This window comes from Tepidiforma sp., from assembly GCF_034433535.1.
Classification (GTDB): domain Bacteria; phylum Chloroflexota; class Dehalococcoidia; order Tepidiformales; family Tepidiformaceae; genus Tepidiforma.
Map to the genome: position 1 here is coordinate 1 of NZ_DAOUAO010000238.1, position 21,057 is coordinate 21,057.

Below are 21,057 nucleotides of genomic sequence, written 5' to 3' on the forward strand. Positions count from 1 at the left end.
AATCCCCCGCCCCGCTCGACCTCCACCACCGCCTCCGCGCCGCCTACAACCCCGACGGCACCCTCATCTACCGCATCTAGCGAACCCGGAGCCGCCCCATGGCTGGACTGCAAATCGACCCCGTCACCGGCCTCAAGAACGCAACCTACACCCCCTCGACCGGCGCCCCGAACAACGAGCTCAGCCAGGTCGACTTCATGAAGCTCATCATCGCCCAGATGCGCAACCAGAACCCCCTGGAGCCCCAGAAGGACTCCGATTGGATGGCCCAGATGGCCCAGTTCGAAGCCCTGAACCAGATGCGGGCCGTCGCCTCCGGCATCAAAGTCCTCCAGGGCATCAATGAACTCACCACTGCCGCCGGCCTCATCGGCAAAACGGTGACCGGCAAGCAGGTCGATGCCATCGCCATCACCCGCGACATCGTCGCCCGCGAAAAGTTCGGCCGGCCCTTCGCCAAGCTGACTTCGCTCGAGCGCGTCCAGGTCAACGAAGACGAGCGAGTCGTCGCCGCCGCGGCCGACCTGCCCAACGCCGGCAACGAAGTCACCGGCGTCGTCGAACGCGTCGTTATGGATGCCTCCGGCATCCCCTTCCTCCTGGTCAACGGCAAGGCCGTCGACCTCTTCACCGTCAGCCAGGTGCTCCCGTCATGATCGACCGCCTCCACGCCATCGGCCCCGCGCCCGCCGGGCGCCAGCCGACCGCCCGCTCAGGCCCCGAGGGCGCCGCCTTCGGCGAGATCCTCGACCGCGCCCGGTCCACCCTCGCGCTCTCCAGCCACGCCCAGAAGCGCATCGAGCGCCGCCAGCTCGACCTCGACCCGGCACGACTCCAGCGGCTCGACCAGGCCGTCCAGCGCGCCGCCGGCAAGGGAGCCCGCTCCACCCTCGTCCTGCTCGACTCCCTCGCCGTCCTCGTCGACGTCCCCGGCCGGACAGTCGTCACGGCCCTCGATACCACCCGCGGAAAGGAGAACGTCTTCACGAACATCGATTCCGTCGTCATCGCCTGATCCCCGCCAGCGCACAGGGCCGGTCCGCTCGTCGGAGGCCCGATCCGCAACCCCACCACCCGCTAACGAAAGGATCGAGTACCCACCATGATGCGAGCGCTCTTCTCCGCAATCTCCGGCATGAAGAACCACATGGCCTTCATGGACGTCGTCGGCAACAACATCGCCAACGTCAACACCATCGCCTTCAAGTCCTCCCGCGTCACCTTCCAGGACATCCTCGGCCAGACCATCAAGGGTGCCAGCAGCCCGCAGGGCGGCCGCGGCGGCATGAACCCGGCCCAGATCGGCCTGGGCATGCAGCTCGGCGGCATCGACAACATCATGACCCAGGGCTCCCTCCAGAGCACCGGCAAGCTCACCGACTTCGCCATCCAGGGCGACGGCTTCTTCGTCGTCTCCGATGGCTCCCGCAACTACTACACCCGCGACGGCGCCTTCGATATCGACGTCGCGGGCAACCTCGTCAATCCCGTCACCGGCCTCAAGGTCATGGGCTGGCGCGTGGATGCCTCCGGCGCCATCGACGTCGACGGTCCGCTGGAGGCGCTCTCCATCCCCTTCGGTACCCGCATCAGCGCCCGCGCCACCAGCGAAGTGGTCATGGCCGGCAACCTCGATGCCGGCACGCCCACCTATAGCGCCGGCCCGCCCGCAACCGGCCTGGTCCAGTCGACCCTCACGGTCTACGACAGCCTCGGCAACGCCATCACCATCAACCTCGAATTCCGCAAGAACAGCGCGGCCAACACCTGGGACGTCGTCGGCTTCTACGACCACGACGGCAACACCGGCACCGCCGACCAGCAGGTGACCCCGACCCCCGGCCAAATCGTGTTCGATGCCAGCACCGGCGCCGTCCAGACGCCTGCAAACGGCATCCTCAGCTTCTCGCTGACCGCTCTGCCGAGCGGCGCGGCCACCCCGCTCAACTTCGATATCGACTTCTCCGCCCTCACCCAGTTTGCCGGCGCCAGCCAGCTCAACGTCTCCAGCCAGGACGGTGCCCCCGCCGGTGCCCTCGTCTCCTTCGCCGTCGGTTCCACAGGCGAGATCACCGGTATCTACTCGAACGGCGCCAACCAGGTCATCGGCCAGCTCGCCCTCGCCGCCTTCACCAACCCTGGCGGCCTCCAGCGCCTCGGCCAGAACCTCTGGGCCCCCAGCGCCAACTCCGGTGAACCCCTCATCGGCCAGCCCAACACCAACGGCCGCGGTTCGGTCTCCACCGGCACGCTCGAATCCTCCAACGTCGACCTTGCCCAGCAGTTCACCAGCGTCATCCTCGCCCAGCGCGGCTTCCAGTCCTCCTCCCGCGTCATCTCCGCCGGCGACCAGATGCTGCAGGACCTCGTCAACATCATCCGCTAGCGCCCTCCCCGGCGGGGGCGGCCCGGCCGCCCCCGCCCCCACCCCGCCATGACCACCACCCGCGCCGCCCGCCTGAACCGCTTCGCCAGCCTGGCCGTCCTCCCGGTCATGCTCCTGGCGGTCCTCGCGTTGTCCCGCCAGGCGCAGCGCGAGCCGGAGGCACCGCTTCCGGACTCCGGCCTCATCGTGGTCGCCAACCTCCGCGACCACACCCTCACCTTCCACGACCTCGACACCGGCCAGTCCTCGACCCTCGCACTCCCCGGCCCACCGCACGAAATGGCCGAGCTCAACGGCCGCCTCTACATCACCCTCGGCCGGGCCGACCTCCTCGCCGAGGTCGACCCCCGCGCCCCCGGCACCCTCCGCCTGCTCTCCCTTCCCGGCGAGCCCCACGGCATCGCCGCTTCGCCCGCCGGCGTGCTCTACGTCACCCTCGATAAGGCCGATGCCCTCGTCGCCATCGATGCCGCCTCGCTCACCGAGATCGACCGCTGGCCCACGGCCGCCACTCCCCATGCGGTCGCCCTCGCCGAGGGCGTGCCCTACGTCGCCGCCGCCCGCGCCGACCTCGTCCAGGCAATCCGCCCTTCCGGTACCCGGGGCGCCCCAGTCGGCAGTTTTCCCGAGAGTATCGCCGTCCTCCCCGGCCTCGTCGCCACCGGCGACTACCGCTCCGGCACGGTCTCCCTTCTGTCGCTCCCCGAGCTCGCCCCGCGCGCGTCCGTCGCCGTCGGCGGGGGGCCCGTTCGCCTGCTGCCCCTCCGCGAATCGGGCCTCGCCGTCGCCCTGCAGGTCGCCGGCAGCGTCGCCATCGTCGATACGGCCTCCACCCGGGTCGACCGCACCGTCCCGGTCGCTGCCCGTCCCGATGGGCTCTGCCTCGCGCCCGGAGGCACCCACCTCGCGGTCGCCTCGAACGCGGAGGATTCGCTCACCGTCCTCGATACCGCCACCTGGCGCGCCAGCGCCACCCTCCCCGCCGGCCGCGGACCAGGCGCCTGCCTCTGGCTCCCGCGTTGACCCGCCTGTCCCCGGGGGCAAAGATGGATGCATCCAACCCCGGGCCGCCGTCATGTCCAATCCGCAGGTCTGCCAGGTCGGCTCCCTCTTCGCCCGCTGCCGCGAGCCTGCAATCCAGGTCTGCCAGTACTGCGCGCGGCCCTTCTGCTCCGCCCACGCCTACTACCTCCAGGACCACGAAGCCGTCTGCACCCGAAAGCCCTGCCGCGCCCGCCGCGATGATCTCGTCGCCCATCTCGAATACCGCCGCGTCGTCGCTGCCCGCAACGGAGCCGGCCTGTGCGGCATCGAGACCTGCGGGCCACACCCAACCATGGAGTGCTCCCTCTGCCACGGCCGGTTCTGCTCCGAGCACCTGCGCGAGCGCCTCTACCCCTTCCGGCAGGGGAGGGTGACGGTAGAACGCCCCGTCTCCGCCTGCGCCCGATGCTGGCAGCGCCGAAAGATCTGGCGTGGCGCCTGAGCCCGGGCCCGTTGCACCCCTCGTGATACCATCGGTCGGGAATGTCCAGCGGAAACGGCCCGATTCCCGTCCTCGAAGGCGATGTCGAACCCGGCACCGGCCTGCCAGCGCCTGCGGACATCATCCTCCGCATGCGCCAGGCCATCACCGGGGGGCAGCACTGGTTCTACGCACTCCTCGATGCCGTCCACGCCTGGCGCCTTCCCGAGGAGACGGTTCGTGGCCGCCACTACCGCTACCTCATCGCCGGCGAAGCGTTCGACTGGCTCTTGCTCGCCGAGCGCCTCCTCGAAGAAGCCGCCGACCTCGTCCCGCCCGACCAGCGCGATGCACTGCTCTGGCACAACCGCTGGCCCGAGGACCTCGAGATCGACGACGACGAGTTCGCCCGCCGTCTCGGCCCGGCCAAGCACTCCGCCCACCTGAACTACCTTTACGGCGTCCTCGTCGAAGAGGCCCTCCAGCTTTCCGTCGAAGAAGAGATCCACAAGGAGGTCCGTGCGCGGGCCTGGGGATTCGACCAGCGCGAGGACGAGACGGTGTACCAGCGCATCTACGGACGCTCCCGCGAGCAGCTGCTCGCGCTGCATTACGAAGAGACCGGCAACCTCCTCACCGGCGATGTCTCCCTCGCCGATTGGAAAGCCTTCACCTACTGGCTCTTCAAGCTCCGCCTCAAGAGCCAGGACCGCGCCCGTGTCGCCAGCGATACCCGCAAAGGGCTCGCCCAGCTCACCCGCATGGAGCTGGCCGTGAGCGAAAGCCGCCGCGGCGCACGCCTCGATGAGGCCGAATTCGCCGCGCGCTATTCCGCCTGAACCGGCTTAGCGGCCTTTCCAGTTCGGCGCCCGCTTCTCCGCGAACGCCCGCGGCCCCTCGATGGCGTCCTCGCTCGCCCGTCGCCGCTGTTCCCACTCGAAACGGGCCGTGGCCGCCTCCTCGAGGCTCAGGTGGAGCCCCCGCATCGCCGCCTCCTTCGTGGCCCGCACCGAAAGCGGCGCGCACCGCAGGATGTCCTCCACCCAGCGCTCCACCGCGCCGTCCAGCTCGTGCAGCGGTACCACCTCATTCACCAGCCCCAGCTCCGCCGCACGCCGCGCCGGGATATGCCGCCCGGTGAGCATGTAGCCCATCGCGATCTTCAACGGCATCTGGCGCGGCAGCCGGTGCACCCCCATCGCCCCGGCGATAAGCCCGCGCCGCGGCTCCGGCAGGCCCAGCTCGGCGTGCTCTGCCGCCACGATAATGTCGCACGCCAGCGCCATCTCCAGCCCGCCGCCCAATGCGAACCCGTTCACCCGCGCGATCACCGGCTTGAACAGGTCGAACCGGTGCGTAATCCCGCCGAATCCGCCCTTCGGGAAGGCCAGGTTCGGTCGCTGCTCCTTCGGCAGCCGCGACATCTCGGCCGTGTACTTCAGGTCGTTCCCCGCCGAAAAGGCCCGGTCGCCCTCACCGGTGAGCACCGCTACCCACGCGTCGTCATCCGCAGCGAACTGGTCCCAGGCCGCGTCCAGCTCCAGGTTCGCCGGGGCGTGCAGCGCGTTCATCACCTCCGGCCGCGTGATCGTGATGGTGACCACGTGACCCTTCTTTTCGTAGCGGCAAAACTCCATCGAACTCCTCCGGGGGCAAATGCCTCCGCATTCTGGCCGGTTCCGCCCCCTCCTGCAAAACGCCGGGCTCAGAACTGCTCGAACTCTGCCGACCCGGTGCCCCCGTCCTCGTCCAGCTCACCGCCCGGTCGCAGCCGCCGCTCCGCAGCCTCGAGCGCCACGCTGGCCAGCACCAGCGCCAGCCCGGCGCCCGCCACGATCGCCCCGTTCCGCACGCCTGCCCCCAGCGCCGCCCCGATGATCGCCCGGGTGTCGTTCAGGAACTGGTCTTCCCCGCCGACCACCTCCGTTCCCAGCCGGAACACGAAGGCGATCGCGGCTGCCGGCACGGCGCCCAGCGCCACCGCCCCCGCGGGCACGCGCAGCCTGCCCCAGCCCGTACTCATTGCCGCGGTGGCAGCCCCCAAAACCGCCACCGCCGTGGCCAGCACCATGGCTGCCAGCCCCGCGCGCTCGTGCGTCTCCCGCGACAGCTGGCCCACCGCGAGCTCGAGCATCCCTTCGAGCGATACGCGGCTGATCGCCTGCGAGCCGGTCCGGTCGAACGCCGCGAGCCCCTCCGCATAGACCAGCGCCGCCGACCTGTCGAGCAGCATGTCACGCAGTTCGGCGTCGCTCGCGGCCCGCACCTCCGCCGCTTCCAGTGCGATCGGCAGCGGGTACCGCTCGAAGGACAGCGCCCCATCCTGCTCCGTCGCGGCCTGGCGAAGGGCCTCTCCCTCCTCCGCAAGGAACGCATCGATGTCGACCAGCACCCCGACCCCGGAGCGCAGCATCGGCAGCGCGGTGGATTCCGCCGTCACCTGCCATGCGCTCACAGTTGCCACCAGACCGAAGGTCGCCAGCCCTAGCAGCACGGCCGCCAGTGACCGCCTCCCGCCGACCCCGCCGGTCGCCTCCTGAAAGATGCGCTCCCGCGCGGTCATCCCGCCTGGGTCCCGGGCTGCCGCCACCTCGCTACACCAGCCGCACCACGATCGTCCCGGCGAGCCGGTCATGCAGCGTCCGGCGGTGCCGATCGAACGCGGCCCAGATGATGCCCAGTGCCGCGACCACCAGCGCGACCGCCAGCGCCCCGCCGGCCAGCGCCGTCGATTCCTGCAGGGCATACGCCGCCACCAGCCCGACACCGACGATCAGGACGTAAAACAGCAACCCAATCACCCGCGCCATCGAGCCGATGACCCCCAGCGGCCGCCCGTCCGAACGAATGACCATGAGCTGCATCACCGCCGCCCCGACCGTCTGCCCCTTCCACGCGTAGCCGATGAAGAAATACAGCACCAGCGCCACCGGGATGCAGGCCACACAGGCCCAGAACAGGTTCAGTGCCGTGGTCGAGGGCTCCACCCGCTCGAAATCCGACGAGATCAGCACGATGACCGACCCGGCGGTAACCAGCAGTGAGGCGATGATGAACATCACCAGCACATCCAGCGCACCGGCAGCCACGCGTGATTCGAACGAGGCATAGTGCAGCCGGTACGCCGGCCGCTCGCCGGGCCCGCTGCCCCGGGCTGCCATCGCATCCGCACTCATCCCCGCCAGTCTACGACGACTCCGCGTGGGCGCCAGCTTCCGCTGGCGCGTCGCCGACGACTTGTCCCGCCCTTCACCGCGCCCCGTCCGGCTGCCCGGTACAGTGAAGGCATGCAGTCCATCCCGGCCGCGGGCCCGCCTGTCGAACTCACTCCGTGGCGGCCGCACCCATGGGTCCTCACGCTCGGGGCTGCCGCCCTCCTCGGCATCGTCATCGGCGTTCTCGCTGCCCTGTTCGTGCCCCGCGGCCCCTTCGGCGAGTACCGCTACGAGCTCTGGCGCTGGCAGGCGGAAACGCTGGTCCCCACCCTGGCCGACCTCGCCGGGGTGCGCGAACCTCCGCCTCCCGACACGGCGGCCGAGGCGGTCCAGCGCTACTTCGCCCTCACCTCCCGCATCCGCGCAGAGGAGGCCAGCCCGAACCCCGACCGCGCCCTCATCGCCGCCCTCGAAAACGAACGCGCGACCTACGAGAACGACGTCGAGCGCTTCCTCGAACACGCCATCTCGTCGGTGGTAGCAGACGCCGGGCTCCAGCGCGAACTGCCCCTCTTCCGTGCGATCACTCTCACCTGGCCCCCCGTCGCATTCGAGCTCACCAGCCCGCCGCGCCTCCTCGTGCGCTCCCCCCGCGACCGCATCGAGCGCATCAGCGACACCCTCCTCAAGCCCGGCCTCACCCTCGACCAGATCGAAGTGATTGAGCGCAGCGCGGACAGCGCAGAGACCGTCTCCCTCGTCGTCTCCCTCGGGGGATTGGCTGCCTACCCGGCAATTGTCCGCGACGACCGCACCTATGCCTCCGTCGTCGAAACCGCCGCCCACGAGTGGGTCCACCACTACCTCGCCTTCTACCCCCTCGGTCAGCAGTGGGGCAAAGGCGGCGAGGCTCACACCCTGAACGAAACCGCCGCCAGCATCGCCGGCCGCGAGATCGCCCGGCTCGTCCTCGAGCGCTACCCCATCGAATTGCCCCCCGGTGCCGACGGCAGCGCCCCACCCTCGAGCCGCAACCCCGACTTCGATTTCACCGCCGAGATGCGCGCCCTCCGCCTCCAGGTCGATGACCTCCTCGCCCGCGGTCAGGTCGCCGCTGCCGAGCAGCTCATGGAGGAGCGGCGCCTCGTGTTCGTCCAGAACGGCATCCCCATCCGCAAGATCAACCAGGCCTACTTCGCCTTCTACGGCACCTACGCCGATAGCCCCCAGTCCTCCGACCCCATCGGCCCCCTCGCGGAGCTGCTCTGGCAGCGCACCGGCGATGTCGGACAGTTCCTCCGCCTGATGCGGGAAGTGCGCACCCGCGCCGACCTCGAACAGCTTGTCGCCAGCCTCCAGGCCACACCATGAGCGCTCGCACCGCCACCATCGCCCTCATCGCCTGGGCGGCCCTCATCTTCATCCTTTCCAGCTTCCCGAACCCGCCCGGCCCGCGCGTCACCGAGCCGCGCGCCATCCTCGCGCACGTGGTCATGTACGCCGTGCTCGGCTACCTTGCCGCGCACGCCCTTGCCGCCCGGCGGGGTCGCTTCGATCGCTGGCACGCCCTCGCCGCATGGCTGTTCGCCGTCGCCTACGGCATCTCCGATGAGTTCCACCAGTCGTTCGTGCCCAACCGCCATGCCACCGCCCTCGATGTCCTCGCCGACGCCGTTGGCGCCGCCATCGGCGTGCTGGCTGCCCGCATCGCCCTGCGGCGCACCGCCCGGGGCTTCGCAGTCAGAACAGCGGCCCGCCCGGGTCGAGAATCTCCCCGCTCAGCGAAATAACCGCCGGGCGTTCCTCGCAGTACCCCTCGTTCTCGCACTTGTCAAAGACGAACGCGTTGCGCTTCTTGTCGAACTGGATCTTCCAGGTCCCGAGCACCGGGCTCCCGGTGCCCTTGTCCTTCTCCCGCTCGAGGATGGCAATCAACGCGGCAAGCTCTTCGCGGCCCATCGAAACGCTCCGGTTGGCAGATGTGACCCCAGCTTACTCGCCGCCCGCAGCCGCCGGAAGCGACTCCCGCGCCTCCGTTCCCTCCGACCTCCGCCCCACGGCCTGCGCCGCCAGCCACGTCGCCGCCACGATCACCACCACACCGGCGGCCATCACGCCCAGCGTCTCCCGCTCGCCCACACGGTCGGCCAGCGCCCCGAAGGGGTACGCCACCAGCCCGTTCACGCCCCAGGCCAGCATCGTCAGCGACATCACGCGGCCGTAGTAGGCCGGCTCCGCTTCGCGCATCACCAGCGCGTTGTTCAGCACCTGGAACATGCCCGTCCCGGCACCCAGCACCAGCATCGCCAGCAACGCAACAGCGTAGCTCCCCGCGGAGGCGAGCAGCGCGATCGATGCGCCCAGCACCAGACCGCCAAGCGTCATCAGCGTCCAGGCATAACGCGAACCCGCCAGGCTTGCCACCCCAATCGAGACCACGAAGCCGCTGGCCGCGCTCACCGCCATCATCAGCGCCATATCCTTCGACGAGCGCCCGAGCTCGTTCTCCAGCAGGCCCGGCAGCACCACGAAGTACGAAAACCCCGCCATAATCACGCCGATGAAACTCACCACCGCCACCAGCAGGCGGGGGCGCTCCCCGATATGCCGCACTCCCAGCGCGAGGTCGTCCCGGAACGACCGCCCGCCGCGAGCGACCGCCTTCGACGACGGCAGCTGCGCCAGGGTCAGCACCACGAACACGAACATCCCGGCCATGAAGAGATAGGTCCCGCCGGTTCCCACGAAACCCAGCCCGATGAGCCCGCCCGCAAGGAACGGTCCGATGACCCGCGTCAGCGTCATCCCCACCTGCTGCAGGGCGATCCCGTTCGGGAGGTCCTCCTGCGGCAGCAGCTCCCCAATCCACGCCTGCCGCGCGGGCCCGATGAACGAGAACACCGCGCCCATCACCAGCGTCGAGAGCGCCAGCAGCGGGATCGTGATCGCATCCGCCAGGATGAGCACGCCCACGACCGCGAAGTTCAGCCCAATGAGCGATTGCCCCACAAATAGCAGCCGCTTCTTCGGGAACCGGTCAGCCACCACACCCCCGAACGGCGAGACCAGCACCGTCGCGAGCCCCATGCCGAGCGATACGAACCCCACGGCCCCGTTCCGACCGGTCAGCTCGAACGCGACTACCGCCTGCACCACCGACGACATCATGAACGCGAGGAATGCCAGCGTCGTGCCGACCCACAGCACCCGGTAGTCCCGGTGCACGAGGGCCCGGAACGTCTCTTTTCGCCAACGGGTGAACATGGCTTCATCCTACGCCCGGCGCCACCCGGTCGCCATCAGCCGTGCTTGTCCCAAAGCTGCCGCGGCGCCTACACGAACCCCCGCAGCTGGATCGCACGGGCCACCCGCTCCAGCGCGATATCGAACGCCGCATCCCGCGGTTCCGTCCCATCGCGCTCCGAGCGCGCCATCAGCTCGCGGAACACGGCGACCATCCGGTTCTCCAGCTCCGCCAGCACCCGCTCAAGCGGCCAGCGGAACTGCTGGATGTTTTGGGTCCACTCGAAGTACGAAACCGTAACCCCGCCCGCATTCGCCAGGATGTCCGGCAGCACCAGCACCTTCCGCCTCCGCAGGATGGCGTCAGCCTCCGGCGTCACCGGGTGGTTCGCTGCCTCCACCACCACCCGCGCTGCGATGCGCCCCGCGTTCTCCGCCGTGATCACCTCCCCGATGGCCGCCGGCACGAGGTAGTCGCACTCCAGCTCCAGCAGCTGCTCATTGGTGATCGGGTCGGCCGGTTCGAACCCCGCCACGCTCCCGGCCACCGAGAACCAGCGATCCAGCGCTGCGATATCCAGTCCTTCCCTGTTCCACACGCCCCCTTTGACATCGCTGACGGCGACAACGCGGAATCCCATCTCGCTCGCCACCCGCGCCGTCCAGCTGCCGACGTTCCCGTAACCCTGGATCGCCACCCGTACCTCGTGGGTTGCGACGCCCTCCCGCCGCGCGATCTCCCGCATGCAGATCGCCACCCCGCGGCCGGTCGCCTGGTCCCGGCCGAAGCTGCCGCCCAACTCCACCGGCTTCCCGGTCACGATCCCCGGCGTGTAGCCGTAGCGTGCCCCGTAGGCGTCCATCATCCAGGCCATCGTCTGCTGGTTCGTGCCCATGTCCGGCGCCGGGATATCGCGGTTCACCCCCAGCACCATGCCGATGTGCTGCGTGTACGTCCGCGTCAGCCGGTTCAGCTCCCCTTCGCTCATATGCGTGGGATCGCACATCACCCCGCCCTTGGCGCCCCCGAAAGGCAGGTCCATCAGCGCGCACTTGTACGTCATCAGCATGGCCAGGGCCCGCACCTCATCCAGGTCGGCTTGTGGGTGGAAACGAACCCCGCCCTTGTACGGGCCCCGCGCCCCGTTGTGCTGCACCCGGTACCCCTCGAAAATTCGCAGGCTCCGGTCGTCCATCCGGACCGGCACCTGCGCCCGCACTTCCCGCCACGACGTCCGCAGCAGGTCCACCACCTCCGGGCTTGTCCGCAGCCGCTCCGCCGAGGCCAGCACCGATTGCAGTACCGACTCAGTCGGCGAAACCGCTCGCGTCTCACTCCCGCTGGTCATAGCCTGCCCTCCCTCAGTGCGATCATCGGCGAGTTCCGCTCCCGCTGGAACACGGTGCACCCTGCCGCCACACTTCCCGCATGGCCCGCATCTTCCTTACCCGCACCCTCCCCGGCAAGGCCGCCTCGCTCCTTGAGTCCGAAGGCCACACCGTCGAAACCTGGCCCGGCGAGCTGCCCCCTCCCGCGCCCGACCTCGCCGCCGCACTCGCCCGCTCCGATGCGGCCATCACCACCGTGGTCGACCGCATCACGCCCGACATGCTCGCCGCGGCCCCCGGGCTCCGCATCGTGGCCAACATGGCCGTGGGCTACGACAACATCGACCCCGCCGCCGCCGCAGGCCTCGGCATCTGGGTCACCAACACCCCCGGCATCCTCGCCGAGACCACCGCCGATATGGCCTGGGCCCTCCTCATGGCCGCCGCCCGCCGCGTGGTCGAGAGCGACCGCGATACCCGCGCCGGCGGCTGGAAGACGTGGTCCCCCACCGGCTACCTCGGCATCGACGTCTACGGCGCCACGCTCGGCATCATCGGCCTCGGCGAAATCGGGGAAGCCGTTGCCCGGCGCGCCCGCGGCTTCTCGATGCGCACCATCTACCACTCCCGCACGCCGAAACCCGCCCTCGAAGCTGAACTCGGCCTCGCCCGCCTCCCCCTGCACGACCTCCTCGAACAGGCCGACTTCATCTCGCTCCACGTCCCGCTTACCCCAGAGACCCGGCGCCTCCTGGGCCCCGCCGAATTCGCCCGCATCAAACCCGGGGCCATCCTCATCAACACCTCCCGCGGCCAGGTCATCGACCAGGACGCGCTCGTCGCAGCCCTGCGCAGCGGTCGCCTCCGCGCCGCCGCCCTCGACGTCACTGACCCCGAGCCCCTCCCGCTCGAACACCCCCTCTTCGGCTTCCCCAACGTCATCATCACGCCGCACATCGCCAGCGCCAGCGAAGCAACCCGCGCGCGCATGGCCGAAGCCGCCGCGCTCAACGTCCTCGCCGTCCTCGCCGACCGAGAACCCCCAACCCCGGTCAATCGGCCAGCCAAACCTCGTTCGTAACTTGACACATAACCCCTCCACCGGGGAAAACAACCCTTACGCCGCGTGCATCCCCCTCCCCGCACGCACCACCCCGGAGTACCCCGTTGACCAGGTCGTCGAAAGCCCCCGGCAACCTTTGGCTTGCCGAAGAACTCTGGAAACTCGATGCCATCCAGTTCGGGGACTTCACCCTCGGCCGCACCGCAGTCCATTCCCCCATTTACATCAACCTCCGCCGGCTCATCTCGAACCCGAAGGCGCTCTCGCGCTGCGCGCGCATCATCAAAGAGGAGCTCGAAGCCCTCATGTCGATGCGCAATCCGCACGTGCATCCCTTCACCCTCGTCGCCGGCGTCCCCTTTGGCGGCCTCCACGTCGCTACCGCGTTCTCCCTCCTCGCCAACGTCCCGATGATCTACATCCACCCGCCCCAGACGGATAAGGCCGACGTCATCGAAGGCATTTACGTCCGCGGCCAGAGCTGCCTCATTATCGACGACCTCATCACCGGGGGCGGTTCCATCCTCCAGACCGCCGCCACGCTCGAATCCGCCGGCCTCGTCGTCCGCGATGCCGTCACCCTCATCGACCGGCAGGAGGGCGGCCGCACAGCCCTCAAGGCGGCCGGCATCAACCTCATCTCCATCCTCACGCTCGAGCAGATCGCAAACTACCTCATGTCCGCGGGCCACATCAGCGAAGACCAGTACCGCGCGACCATGGACTACCTCCGCTCCCGCAACGGCGGGTGACCTTCCCCGTGCCCTTCCGACGGTAAAGACCGTCACCTTTCGCCTTCACCGCGCCATTCGTACAGTGAATCCCGCCGTGCGCATCCCCGAGGGCGAAGCCCATGCCCTTCCAGCCACACCGCAGCCACCCGACGCAGAGCTCGCGCACCGCGCCGCTCGCCGCGACCCGGCCGCCTGGGAAACCATCTTCGAAACCCACTACCGCGCCATCTACGCCTACCTCCGCTACCGCCTGGGCGACCCCGCAGAAGCCGAGGATATCGCCTCCCAGGTGTTCGAAACCGCATACGCCCGCGCCCACACCTTCGATTACCGCGGCGCGCCAATCCACGCCTGGCTCCACGGGATTGCCCGCAACCTCGCGCGCGACGTCATCAAGAGGCGCATCCGTCGAGGGCCCCCGGCGGCGCTCGAAGACGCCCCCGAGCCCGTCACCGACGATACCGCAGCCATCTCCGGCCTCCGCCACGACCTGGCCGTTGCACTTGCCACCCTTACCGAAGACCAGCAGGAAGTTCTCTACCACCGTTTCATCCACGACCGCTCCCTCGAGGAGACCGCGCGCCTCATGAACCGCTCGGAAGACGCCGTGAAGCACCTCCAGCGCCGCGCTCTCGCCGCCATGCAGCGCGCCCTCGGCCAGGGCGCCTACACGGGGGGTTCGCCATGACCGAACGTCGCCTCGATGACCTCCTGAACCGGGCCCTTTCAACTGGCCAGCTTCCCGCCGACGCCACCCCCGAAGAGCGCGCCGCCCTCGAACCGCTCCTCGCCGCCCGCGACGCCATCCGCCGCGAGAACGACCAGGTCCGCCGCGAGGCCGACGCCGCCATGCCGGTCGCCAGGGCCCGATTCCAGCGCTTCCTCGCCGAACACGCTTCCGCCGCCACGGTCGAGCGCCGGACCGTGGCATCGCGGCCGACAATCCTCCAGCGACTGTTCGGGCCCCGGCGCCTCGCCTTTGCTGCCTCCCTGGCCACCGTGCTCGTGCTCGCCTCCATCGCCGTCTTCACCACCGGCCCTTTCACTGGAGTTGAGACCGTTTCGGCCCTGGAGGCCAACGACTACGTCCAGCTCCCCGGCGTGGTCGCCTCCGTCGAAGGCGACACCGTTACCCTCGATGCCCCCGACCTGGGAACCGTCACCATCGACACCTCCGCCCGGCCCGCCTTCCTCGATCAATCCGGCGCCCCCCTCGACCGCGCACCGAAGCCCGGCGAAGCCCTCCTCGTCACCGGAACCGTCCGCGAAGCGGCCCGGGGGCGCGTCGCCATCGAAGCCCACACGCTCGCCCTCGGCTCAGCCGACGCCCTGCCCGGTCCATCCGACCGACCCCTCGAAAAACTTCGCAAGCTCCCGCCCGGGGTCGAAGGCGCCGTCCTCCTCGTCGCCATCGACCCCGAAAACCGGAACCCCCGGGCCATCCTCCGCCTCGCCGATGGGCGCAGCGTGCTCGTCCCCGCCGACCCCGGGTCGATTCCCGGGCTGCTGGCCGGCACCGGCGAACCCCTCATTCCCCGGGTCCGTCTGAATGACGCAGGTGAAGGACCATTCCGCCTCGAACCGCTCGAGGAACCCGGGCACCACGATGACGACGACGGCCCCGGGCGCCCCGGCATGACCCGGCTCGCCGGCATCATCACCGCTCAGCAGCCCGGCACGCTTCAACTCGCCACCGCCTCTGGCCCCGTCACCGTCGACCTCGCGCCCCGCGCCCGGATTCTGCCCGGGACCAGCGGCCTGGAGCTCGACCAAATCAAAGCGGGCGCGTCGCTCGTCGGCTATGGCGCCGTGCTCAGCGTGCGGGCCGATCGCTCAGGCCGCCTCGTCGCCGAGATCGTCGTCCTTGGCGAGCAGCGCTGATCCTTGAGCATCCCCCGGACCTGTCCCACCCTGTAGCCATTACCCTCGGCAGGCGGAGCGCACCCCCATGACCAGTCCCACCGGCGGTTCCCGCTGGCTCATCACCGGCGGCACCGGCTTCCTCGGCTCCCACATCGCCCGTCGTCTCCTCGACGATGGCATCCACCCCGTCCTGTTCGATATCGCACCCCTGCCCCCGGATGACGCCGATATCGCCCCGCGCGTCACCTTCATCCAGGGCGATGTCCAGGACCGAGAAGCCATCCGCCGCGCCCTCGAAGGCGTCGACATCGTCATCCACGCGGCCGCCGCCCTGCCCATCCAGGTCTCCAGGCGCAAGATCTACGCCACCAACGTCCGTGGCACACGCTACGTCCTCCACGAATCGCTCAAGGCCGGCATTCGTCGCCTCGTCTTCATCTCCTCCACCGCCGTCTACGGCGTCCCGAAGACCCACCCCATCGACGAAACGTCCCCGCTCGTCCCCCTCGGCCACTACGGCGCATCGAAGGTCGTCGGCGAACAGCTCTGCCGCGACTACCAGCAGCGCGGACTCGAGGTGAACATCATCCGCCCCAAGACCTTCCTCGGCACCGGCCGCCTCGGCGTCTTCGAAATCCTCTTCGAATGGATTGCCGAGGGCCGGCGCATTCCCCTGCTCGGGAACGGCCGCAACCACTACCAGCTCCTCGAAGTCACCGACCTCGTTGATGCAATCGTCCGCGCCGCCACCAGCCCCACCGCCGTCAACGAAACGATGAACGTCGGCGCCGACCGCTTCCAGACCCTGAACGAAGACATGCAGGCCCTGTTCGACCACGCCGGCTCCGGCTCACGCCTCTGGCACCTGCCCGCACGCCCCGGGGAGTGGGCCCTGCGCGTGCTCGAACTCCTGCGCCTCTCGCCCCTGGCTGCCTGGCACTACGCCACCATGTGGCGCGACTCCTACGTCGAAGTCGACCGGGCGAAGCAGCTGCTCGGCTGGCAGCCGCGCTACTCGAACGCCGAAGCCCTCATCCGCGCCTGGGACTGGTACATCGAAAACAAAGGCCGCTACGAAACCGGCGTCACCCACCGCGTCGCCTGGCAAAAAGGCGCGCTCGCCATCCTTCGCCGAATCAGCTGAGAGCGGTTTCCCATCTGGCCGCGAAGGGTGCTGCACCGTGGCGGTAGCGCGCTGCGCTGGCTTCCTGCCGTCGCCCTACGGCAACCGCAGCGTCTGACCCACCGCCAGCCGCGTGCAGTCGTCCTCGGTCAGGTTGTTCGCCTGCAGCAGCTCCTCGAGCGTCACCCCGTTGGCCTGGGCGATGGAGAAGCAGGTGTCGCCCTCGGCCACCGTATACGTTCGACCGTTCCCGCCCGGTGTGGGCGTTCCCGCAGCCGGCGTGCGCGTCGTCGCCGGGGTCCCGGTGCTGCCGGCGCCCGGCGTCCCCGTGGTCCCTGCCTGCTGCGTCGGCGGCGTCGGGGTGCCCGAGGCGGCCTGCGCGGTCTGCGTCCGGTTGAGCGCATCTCGGGTCGCCACCGCGTCCGCTGGCGAAATGGTCGAATTGCCGTCGTCGTCGACGATCTGCTGGATGGCGAAGGCCATCACCAGCACCACGAGCGCCAGGGCGAACAGCCCGATGGTCGCGACCGGCAGGCTCACGCCGCCCGGTCGCGGCCTGGGGCCGAGCGTGCCGGCCGGCTGCCGGGCGGGCCGCCGCGGCGCTGTTCCCCCGGAACGTCCGCCAAACGGCGCCCGTCCGGCCTGCCCGCGCGGACCCGGGACGGCGCCCGCCGAGGGAGGCGGCGCCGCAGGAGCGGCCGGCACCGGCCGCGAGGGAATGCCCTGGCCCTGGTAAACCGGGCAGGTCACATGGTTCGCCCCCAGGCAGTAGGTCTCCTGGTGCGGCAGCGCAATGCGCGTGGGGCTTTCCAGCCGGTAGCAGCGGTGCGCTTCCGTCGCGTACGTCGCGTGCGAATCAGCGTCGTCGGCCAGCCCAAGGTACGGGCATACCTGCGAATACTCTTCCTGCGTCACGCCCTCTCCTCTGCCGGTGCTTCCCTGCCACCCGCCTCATCCTACCAGCACCGCGCAATAGAGGAACCCGCCCGTTCTCCCGCTCAGCGTTCCCCACGAATGGGGGTGGGGGCGCCCCTCGCGGAGCGCCCCCGTGCGACGGGGAGGACAATGTCGCCTGGCGTCCTTTGGTCAGGAGGCCGCCTACCATCACAGACGGCAGGGCGGCCGACCCTACCCAGAGCCGGCCGCGGGACGGAACGGTAGCCAGTTGGGAACGCCTGTCATACCATCAATGCCGGCGGCCCCCGCACGCCCGCCATGCTCCCGCGGCCCGCGCCAGGCTGGTTGACAGCACGCCATGCTGTGCTAGTCTTCTCCCTTGGCGCTTATTGACTGGCGAACCTTCTGAGTTTGCACAGGTCGCGAAGCTGAGTGCTTGAAGACGGCTCCGCGCGGGTAACCAGCACGGAGCGCTGTTCACGAACAGGCTTTTCGGCCTGTTTTCGTGCCCAGAACCAACCCGGCCTCCAGGCCACCAGCCGGCGCCCATCCGCGGCGCACCATCACGCTGAATTGCAGGGGAAGCAGGAATGCCGACCATCAACCAGCTCGTTCGCAAAGGGCGAACCCGAAAAACGAAGAAGTCAGGCGCGCCTGCCCTGCTCTTCAGCTACAACTCGCACACCGGCAAGCTGACGAAGGCCACCGGCCGCGGCAACCCCCAAAAGCGCGGCGTCTGCACCCAGGTGCGCACCCAGACCCCCAAGAAGCCGAACTCCGCGCTCCGCAAGGTCGCCCGCGTGCGCCTGGTTAACGGCATCGAAGTCACCGCCTACATCCCCGGTGAAGGCCACAACCTCCAGGAACACTCCGTCGTCCTCGTCCGCGGGGGCCGCGTCAAGGACCTCCCGGGCGTCCGCTACCACATCGTCCGCGGCGCGCTCGATGCCGCCGGCGTCAACAACCGCAAGCAGGGCCGCAGCAAGTACGGCACCCGCAAGAACGCCCAGCCCACCGCGGCCGGCCGCAAGCGCTAAGCGGCCCGCCGCCTGAGATACCAACGGAGACCAGCCGATGGCTCGCCGATTCAAGCCCGAACGCCGCCAGATTCCCCCGGACCCCCGCTACGGCAACGTTCACGTCCAGATCTTTATCAACAAGCTGATGAAGCGCGGCAAGAAGAGCGTTGCCGAAAAGGTCGTCTACGGCGCCTTCGATCGCATCCAGGCCCAGGCCAACCGCGATCCCCTCGAGGTGTTCCAGCAGGCGATCCGCCAGGCGACGCCCGTCCTCGAGGTCAAGCCCCGGCGCGTCGGCGGCGCCACCTACCAGGTCCCCGTCGAGATCCGCCCCGACCGGCGCCTCGCGCTCGCCATGCGCTGGATCCTCAACGCGGCCCGCAACCGCAACGGCCGCTCGATGAGCGAAAAGCTCGCCGCCGAGCTCCTCGATGCCGCCAACGGCACCGGCGCCGCCATCAAGCGCCGCGACGATACCCACCGCATGGCCGAGGCCAACCGCGCCTTCGTCCATTACCGCTGGTAGGCCAGGAGTCACATGCCCCGCAAAGTCGAACTCGAACGCATCCGGAACATCGGCATCATCGCCCACATCGACGCGGGCAAAACCACCGTGTCCGAACGCGTCCTCTTCTACACCGGCAAGACCTACAAGATCGGTGAAGTCCATGAAGGCGCCGCCACCATGGACTGGATGGAGCAGGAACGCGAGCGCGGCATCACCATTACCTCCGCCGCGACCACCTGCGAGTGGAACGGGCACCAAATCAACCTCATCGATACCCCCGGCCACGTCGACTTCACCGCCGAAGTCGAACGCTCCCTCCGCGTCCTCGACGGCGGCGTCGTCGTCTTCGACTCCGTCGCTGGCGTCGAACCCCAGTCCGAAACCGTCTGGCGCCAGGCCGATCGCTACGGCGTCCCCCGCATCGCCTTCGTCAACAAAATGGACCGCGTCGGCGCCGACTTCTGGCGCACCGTCGACATGATGAAGGACCGGCTCGGCGCCAACCCCATTCCCATCCAGATCCCTGTCGGCGCCGAAGCCGATTTCGACGGCTGCATCGACCTCGTCGAAATGTGCTGGTGGTGGTTCGGCGGCGAAAAAGGCGACAAGCCCGAGCGCCGCGACATCCCCGAGCACATGCGCCAGGCTGCCGATGAAGCCCGCGAGCGGCTCGTCGAAGGCATCGCCAACGTCGACGACCAGATCGCCATCAGCTACCTCGAAGGGCACGAGATCGGCGTCCATGAACTGAAAAGCGCAATCCGCCGCGCCACCCTCGCCAGCCTCGCGCACCCCGTGCTGTGCGGCTCTGCCCTCAAGAACAAGGGTGTCCAGCTCATGCTCGACGCCGTCGTCGATTTCCTGCCCAGCCCCGTAGATATCCCGCCGGTCAAGGGCGTCGACCCCAAGGACGGCGGCGAGATCGTTCGCCATGCCTCCGACGATGAGCCGCTTTCGGCCATCGCCTTCAAGATCGTCTCCGACCCGTACGTCGGCCGCCTGGCCTACCTGCGCGTCTATAGCGGCGTCCTGAAGGCCGGCGAAACGGTCTACAACTCCACCAAGCAGGAGCGCGAACGCATCGGCCGCCTCCTCCTCATGCACGCCAACCAGCGCGAGGAAATCACCGATATCGGTGCGGGCGGCATCTGCGCCGCCGTCGGGCTCAAGCAGACCTTCACCGGCGATACCCTCTGCGCGCCCGACCACCCGATCATCCTCGAAAGCATCCAGTTCCCCGAGCCCGTCATCCGCGTCGCGCTCGAACCCAAGAGCAAGGAAGACCAGGACAAGCTCGCCACCGCCCTCTCCAAGATGGCCGAGGAAGACCCCACCTTCCATTGGACCTTCGATGAGGAGGCCGGCCAGACCATCATCTCCGGCATGGGCGAGCTCCACCTCGAAGTCATCGTCGACCGCATGAAGCGGGAGCACAAAGTCGAGGCCAACGTCGGCCGCCCGCAGGTCTCCTACCGCGAAGCCATCACCCGCCCGGCGAAGGCCGAAGGCCGCTTCGTCCGCCAGTCCGGCGGCCGCGGCCAGTACGGCGTGGTCGAACTCGAAGTCGAGCCGCTCGAGCGCGGCCAGGGCTTCGTCTTCGAAAACCGCATCGTCGGCGGTGCGGTGCCGAAGGAGTACATCCCCGCGGTGCAGCAGGGCGTCAAGGAAGCCCTCCAGGGCGGCGTCATCGCCGGCTATCCGGTCCTCGACATCAAGGTGGCCCTCGTCGACGGCTCCTACCACCCCGTCGACTCCTCCGAAATGGCCTTCAAGAACGCCGGCTCGATCGGCGTCAAGGAAGCCATCAAAAAGGCCGGGCCGGTCATCCTCGAACCCATCATGAAGGTCGAAGTCCGCTGCCCGGAGGAGTACTTCGGCGCGGTCGTCGGCGACATCAACTCCCGCCGCGGCATGATTCTCGGCAGCGACTCGATGGGCAAGACGCAAGTCGTCCACGCCCTCGTCCCACTCGCCGAGACCTTCGGCTACTCCACCGAACTCCGCTCCATCACCCAGGGGCGCGCCAGCTACAGCATGGAGTTCGACCACTACGAAGAAGTCCCCAAGAACATCGCGGCAACGCTCACCAAGCAGGCCGTCGGCTAACACCCATCAGGAAGAAAGAAAGGAACACCACCCATGGCGAAGGCGAAATTTGAGAGGACGAAGCCGCACGTCAACGTTGGCACGATTGGGCACGTTGACCACGGGAAGACGTCGCTGACGGCGGCGATCACGAAAGTGCTGGCGCTCAAGGGCGAAGCGGAGTTTC

General features: G+C 69.0%; 24 protein-coding genes. 17 read left to right on the forward strand and 7 right to left on the reverse strand.

Going from position 1 to position 21,057, the window contains the following annotated elements; all coding sequences use genetic code 11:
* The first annotated feature begins 98 nt into the window (after positions 1-98).
* The 6 genes from VAE46_RS12610 to VAE46_RS12635 all read left to right on the forward strand — a co-directional run bounded on the left by VAE46_RS12610 (position 99) and on the right by VAE46_RS12635 (position 4,690).
* Positions 99-656, forward strand: a complete 558-nt coding sequence (locus VAE46_RS12610; protein WP_322797294.1) for a flagellar hook capping FlgD N-terminal domain-containing protein — start codon at positions 99-101, stop codon at positions 654-656.
* Entirely contained in the window at positions 653-1,015 is a 363-nt protein-coding gene (locus VAE46_RS12615; protein WP_322797295.1) for a TIGR02530 family flagellar biosynthesis protein, read from the forward strand. Before VAE46_RS12610 ends, VAE46_RS12615 begins: the two co-directional genes overlap by 4 nt.
* Positions 1,016-1,102: 87 nt before the next feature.
* The gene (locus tag VAE46_RS12620; protein WP_322797296.1) at positions 1,103-2,386 is read left to right on the forward strand and encodes a flagellar hook protein FlgE; all 1,284 of its coding nucleotides are present in this window, start codon (positions 1,103-1,105) and stop codon (positions 2,384-2,386) included.
* A 48-nt stretch (positions 2,387-2,434) separates the two neighbouring features.
* The gene (locus tag VAE46_RS12625; protein ID WP_322797297.1) at positions 2,435-3,409 is read left to right on the forward strand and encodes a hypothetical protein; all 975 of its coding nucleotides are present in this window, start codon (positions 2,435-2,437) and stop codon (positions 3,407-3,409) included.
* Positions 3,410-3,461: 52 nt separating this feature from the next.
* Positions 3,462-3,872, forward strand: a complete 411-nt coding sequence (locus VAE46_RS12630) for a hypothetical protein (RefSeq protein WP_322797298.1) — start codon at positions 3,462-3,464, stop codon at positions 3,870-3,872.
* A gap of 41 nt (positions 3,873-3,913) precedes the next feature.
* Positions 3,914-4,690 carry a hypothetical protein gene (locus VAE46_RS12635; protein WP_322797299.1) on the forward strand — a complete coding sequence of 259 codons (777 nt, stop codon included), beginning with the start codon at positions 3,914-3,916 and terminating at the stop codon, positions 4,688-4,690.
* Positions 4,691-4,696: 6 nt separating this feature from the next.
* Here VAE46_RS12635 and VAE46_RS12640 read toward each other — a convergent pair whose 3' ends face one another.
* The 3 genes from VAE46_RS12640 to VAE46_RS12650 form a co-directional block, all read right to left on the reverse strand.
* The gene (locus tag VAE46_RS12640) at positions 4,697-5,488 is read right to left on the reverse strand and encodes an enoyl-CoA hydratase-related protein (RefSeq protein WP_322797300.1); all 792 of its coding nucleotides are present in this window, start codon (positions 5,486-5,488) and stop codon (positions 4,697-4,699) included.
* A gap of 68 nt (positions 5,489-5,556) precedes the next feature.
* Positions 5,557-6,441 (reverse strand): hypothetical protein, encoded by an 885-nt coding sequence (locus VAE46_RS12645; protein ID WP_322797301.1) that lies wholly within the window; start codon positions 6,439-6,441, stop codon positions 5,557-5,559.
* Between the two features lie 4 nt (positions 6,442-6,445).
* Entirely contained in the window at positions 6,446-7,027 is a 582-nt protein-coding gene (locus VAE46_RS12650; protein WP_322797302.1) for an RDD family protein, read from the reverse strand.
* A 111-nt stretch (positions 7,028-7,138) separates the two neighbouring features.
* Between VAE46_RS12650 and VAE46_RS12655 the strand changes: the two genes are divergently transcribed.
* Complete coding sequence (locus VAE46_RS12655; protein WP_322797303.1) at positions 7,139-8,377, forward strand: hypothetical protein; 1,239 nt, start codon at positions 7,139-7,141, stop codon at positions 8,375-8,377.
* Positions 8,374-8,796 (forward strand): VanZ family protein, encoded by a 423-nt coding sequence (locus tag VAE46_RS12660; protein ID WP_322797304.1) that lies wholly within the window; start codon positions 8,374-8,376, stop codon positions 8,794-8,796. Before VAE46_RS12655 ends, VAE46_RS12660 begins: the two co-directional genes overlap by 4 nt.
* Here the strand turns inward: VAE46_RS12660 and VAE46_RS12665 are convergent.
* The 3 genes from VAE46_RS12665 to VAE46_RS12675 all read right to left on the reverse strand — a co-directional run bounded on the left by VAE46_RS12665 (position 8,747) and on the right by VAE46_RS12675 (position 11,598).
* Complete coding sequence (locus VAE46_RS12665; RefSeq protein WP_322797305.1) at positions 8,747-8,965, reverse strand: hypothetical protein; 219 nt, start codon at positions 8,963-8,965, stop codon at positions 8,747-8,749. The two genes, VAE46_RS12660 and VAE46_RS12665, sit on opposite strands and share 50 nt — an antisense overlap.
* Positions 8,966-8,998: 33 nt before the next feature.
* Entirely contained in the window at positions 8,999-10,270 is a 1,272-nt protein-coding gene (locus tag VAE46_RS12670; RefSeq protein WP_322797306.1) for an MFS transporter, read from the reverse strand.
* Between the two features lie 68 nt (positions 10,271-10,338).
* Entirely contained in the window at positions 10,339-11,598 is a 1,260-nt protein-coding gene (locus VAE46_RS12675) for a Glu/Leu/Phe/Val family dehydrogenase (protein WP_322797307.1), read from the reverse strand.
* A gap of 80 nt (positions 11,599-11,678) precedes the next feature.
* Here VAE46_RS12675 and VAE46_RS12680 point away from each other — a divergent pair, with 80 nt between their 5' ends.
* From VAE46_RS12680 to VAE46_RS12700, 5 genes are all read left to right on the forward strand, one after another.
* Complete coding sequence (locus VAE46_RS12680) at positions 11,679-12,659, forward strand: D-glycerate dehydrogenase (RefSeq protein ID WP_322797308.1); 981 nt, start codon at positions 11,679-11,681, stop codon at positions 12,657-12,659.
* Positions 12,660-12,745: 86 nt separating this feature from the next.
* On the forward strand, positions 12,746-13,393 hold the full coding sequence (locus VAE46_RS12685) for an orotate phosphoribosyltransferase (RefSeq protein ID WP_322797309.1): 648 nt from the start codon (positions 12,746-12,748) through the stop codon (positions 13,391-13,393).
* Between the two features lie 76 nt (positions 13,394-13,469).
* Positions 13,470-14,063, forward strand: a complete 594-nt coding sequence (locus VAE46_RS12690; protein WP_322797310.1) for an RNA polymerase sigma factor — start codon at positions 13,470-13,472, stop codon at positions 14,061-14,063.
* Entirely contained in the window at positions 14,060-15,256 is a 1,197-nt protein-coding gene (locus VAE46_RS12695; RefSeq protein ID WP_322797311.1) for a hypothetical protein, read from the forward strand. Before VAE46_RS12690 ends, VAE46_RS12695 begins: the two co-directional genes overlap by 4 nt.
* Positions 15,257-15,323: 67 nt before the next feature.
* Complete coding sequence (locus tag VAE46_RS12700; RefSeq protein WP_322797312.1) at positions 15,324-16,382, forward strand: NAD-dependent epimerase/dehydratase family protein; 1,059 nt, start codon at positions 15,324-15,326, stop codon at positions 16,380-16,382.
* A 75-nt stretch (positions 16,383-16,457) separates the two neighbouring features.
* On the opposite strand, the gene VAE46_RS12705 is transcribed toward VAE46_RS12700, so the two are convergent.
* Complete coding sequence (locus VAE46_RS12705; RefSeq protein ID WP_322797313.1) at positions 16,458-17,276, reverse strand: LysM peptidoglycan-binding domain-containing protein; 819 nt, start codon at positions 17,274-17,276, stop codon at positions 16,458-16,460.
* A 572-nt stretch (positions 17,277-17,848) separates the two neighbouring features.
* On the opposite strand from VAE46_RS12705, the gene rpsL reads away from it, so the two are divergent.
* The 4 genes from rpsL to VAE46_RS12725 form a co-directional block, all read left to right on the forward strand.
* The gene (rpsL, locus tag VAE46_RS12710; RefSeq protein WP_322797314.1) at positions 17,849-18,295 is read left to right on the forward strand and encodes a 30S ribosomal protein S12; all 447 of its coding nucleotides are present in this window, start codon (positions 17,849-17,851) and stop codon (positions 18,293-18,295) included.
* Between the two features lie 37 nt (positions 18,296-18,332).
* Positions 18,333-18,803, forward strand: a complete 471-nt coding sequence (gene rpsG, locus VAE46_RS12715; protein ID WP_322797315.1) for a 30S ribosomal protein S7 — start codon at positions 18,333-18,335, stop codon at positions 18,801-18,803.
* A 12-nt stretch (positions 18,804-18,815) separates the two neighbouring features.
* On the forward strand, positions 18,816-20,891 hold the full coding sequence (fusA, locus tag VAE46_RS12720; RefSeq protein ID WP_322797316.1) for an elongation factor G: 2,076 nt from the start codon (positions 18,816-18,818) through the stop codon (positions 20,889-20,891).
* Positions 20,892-20,924: 33 nt separating this feature from the next.
* Positions 20,925-21,057: GTP-binding protein (locus VAE46_RS12725; RefSeq protein WP_322796972.1), on the forward strand; the 133-nt coding region annotated here is incomplete at its 3' end.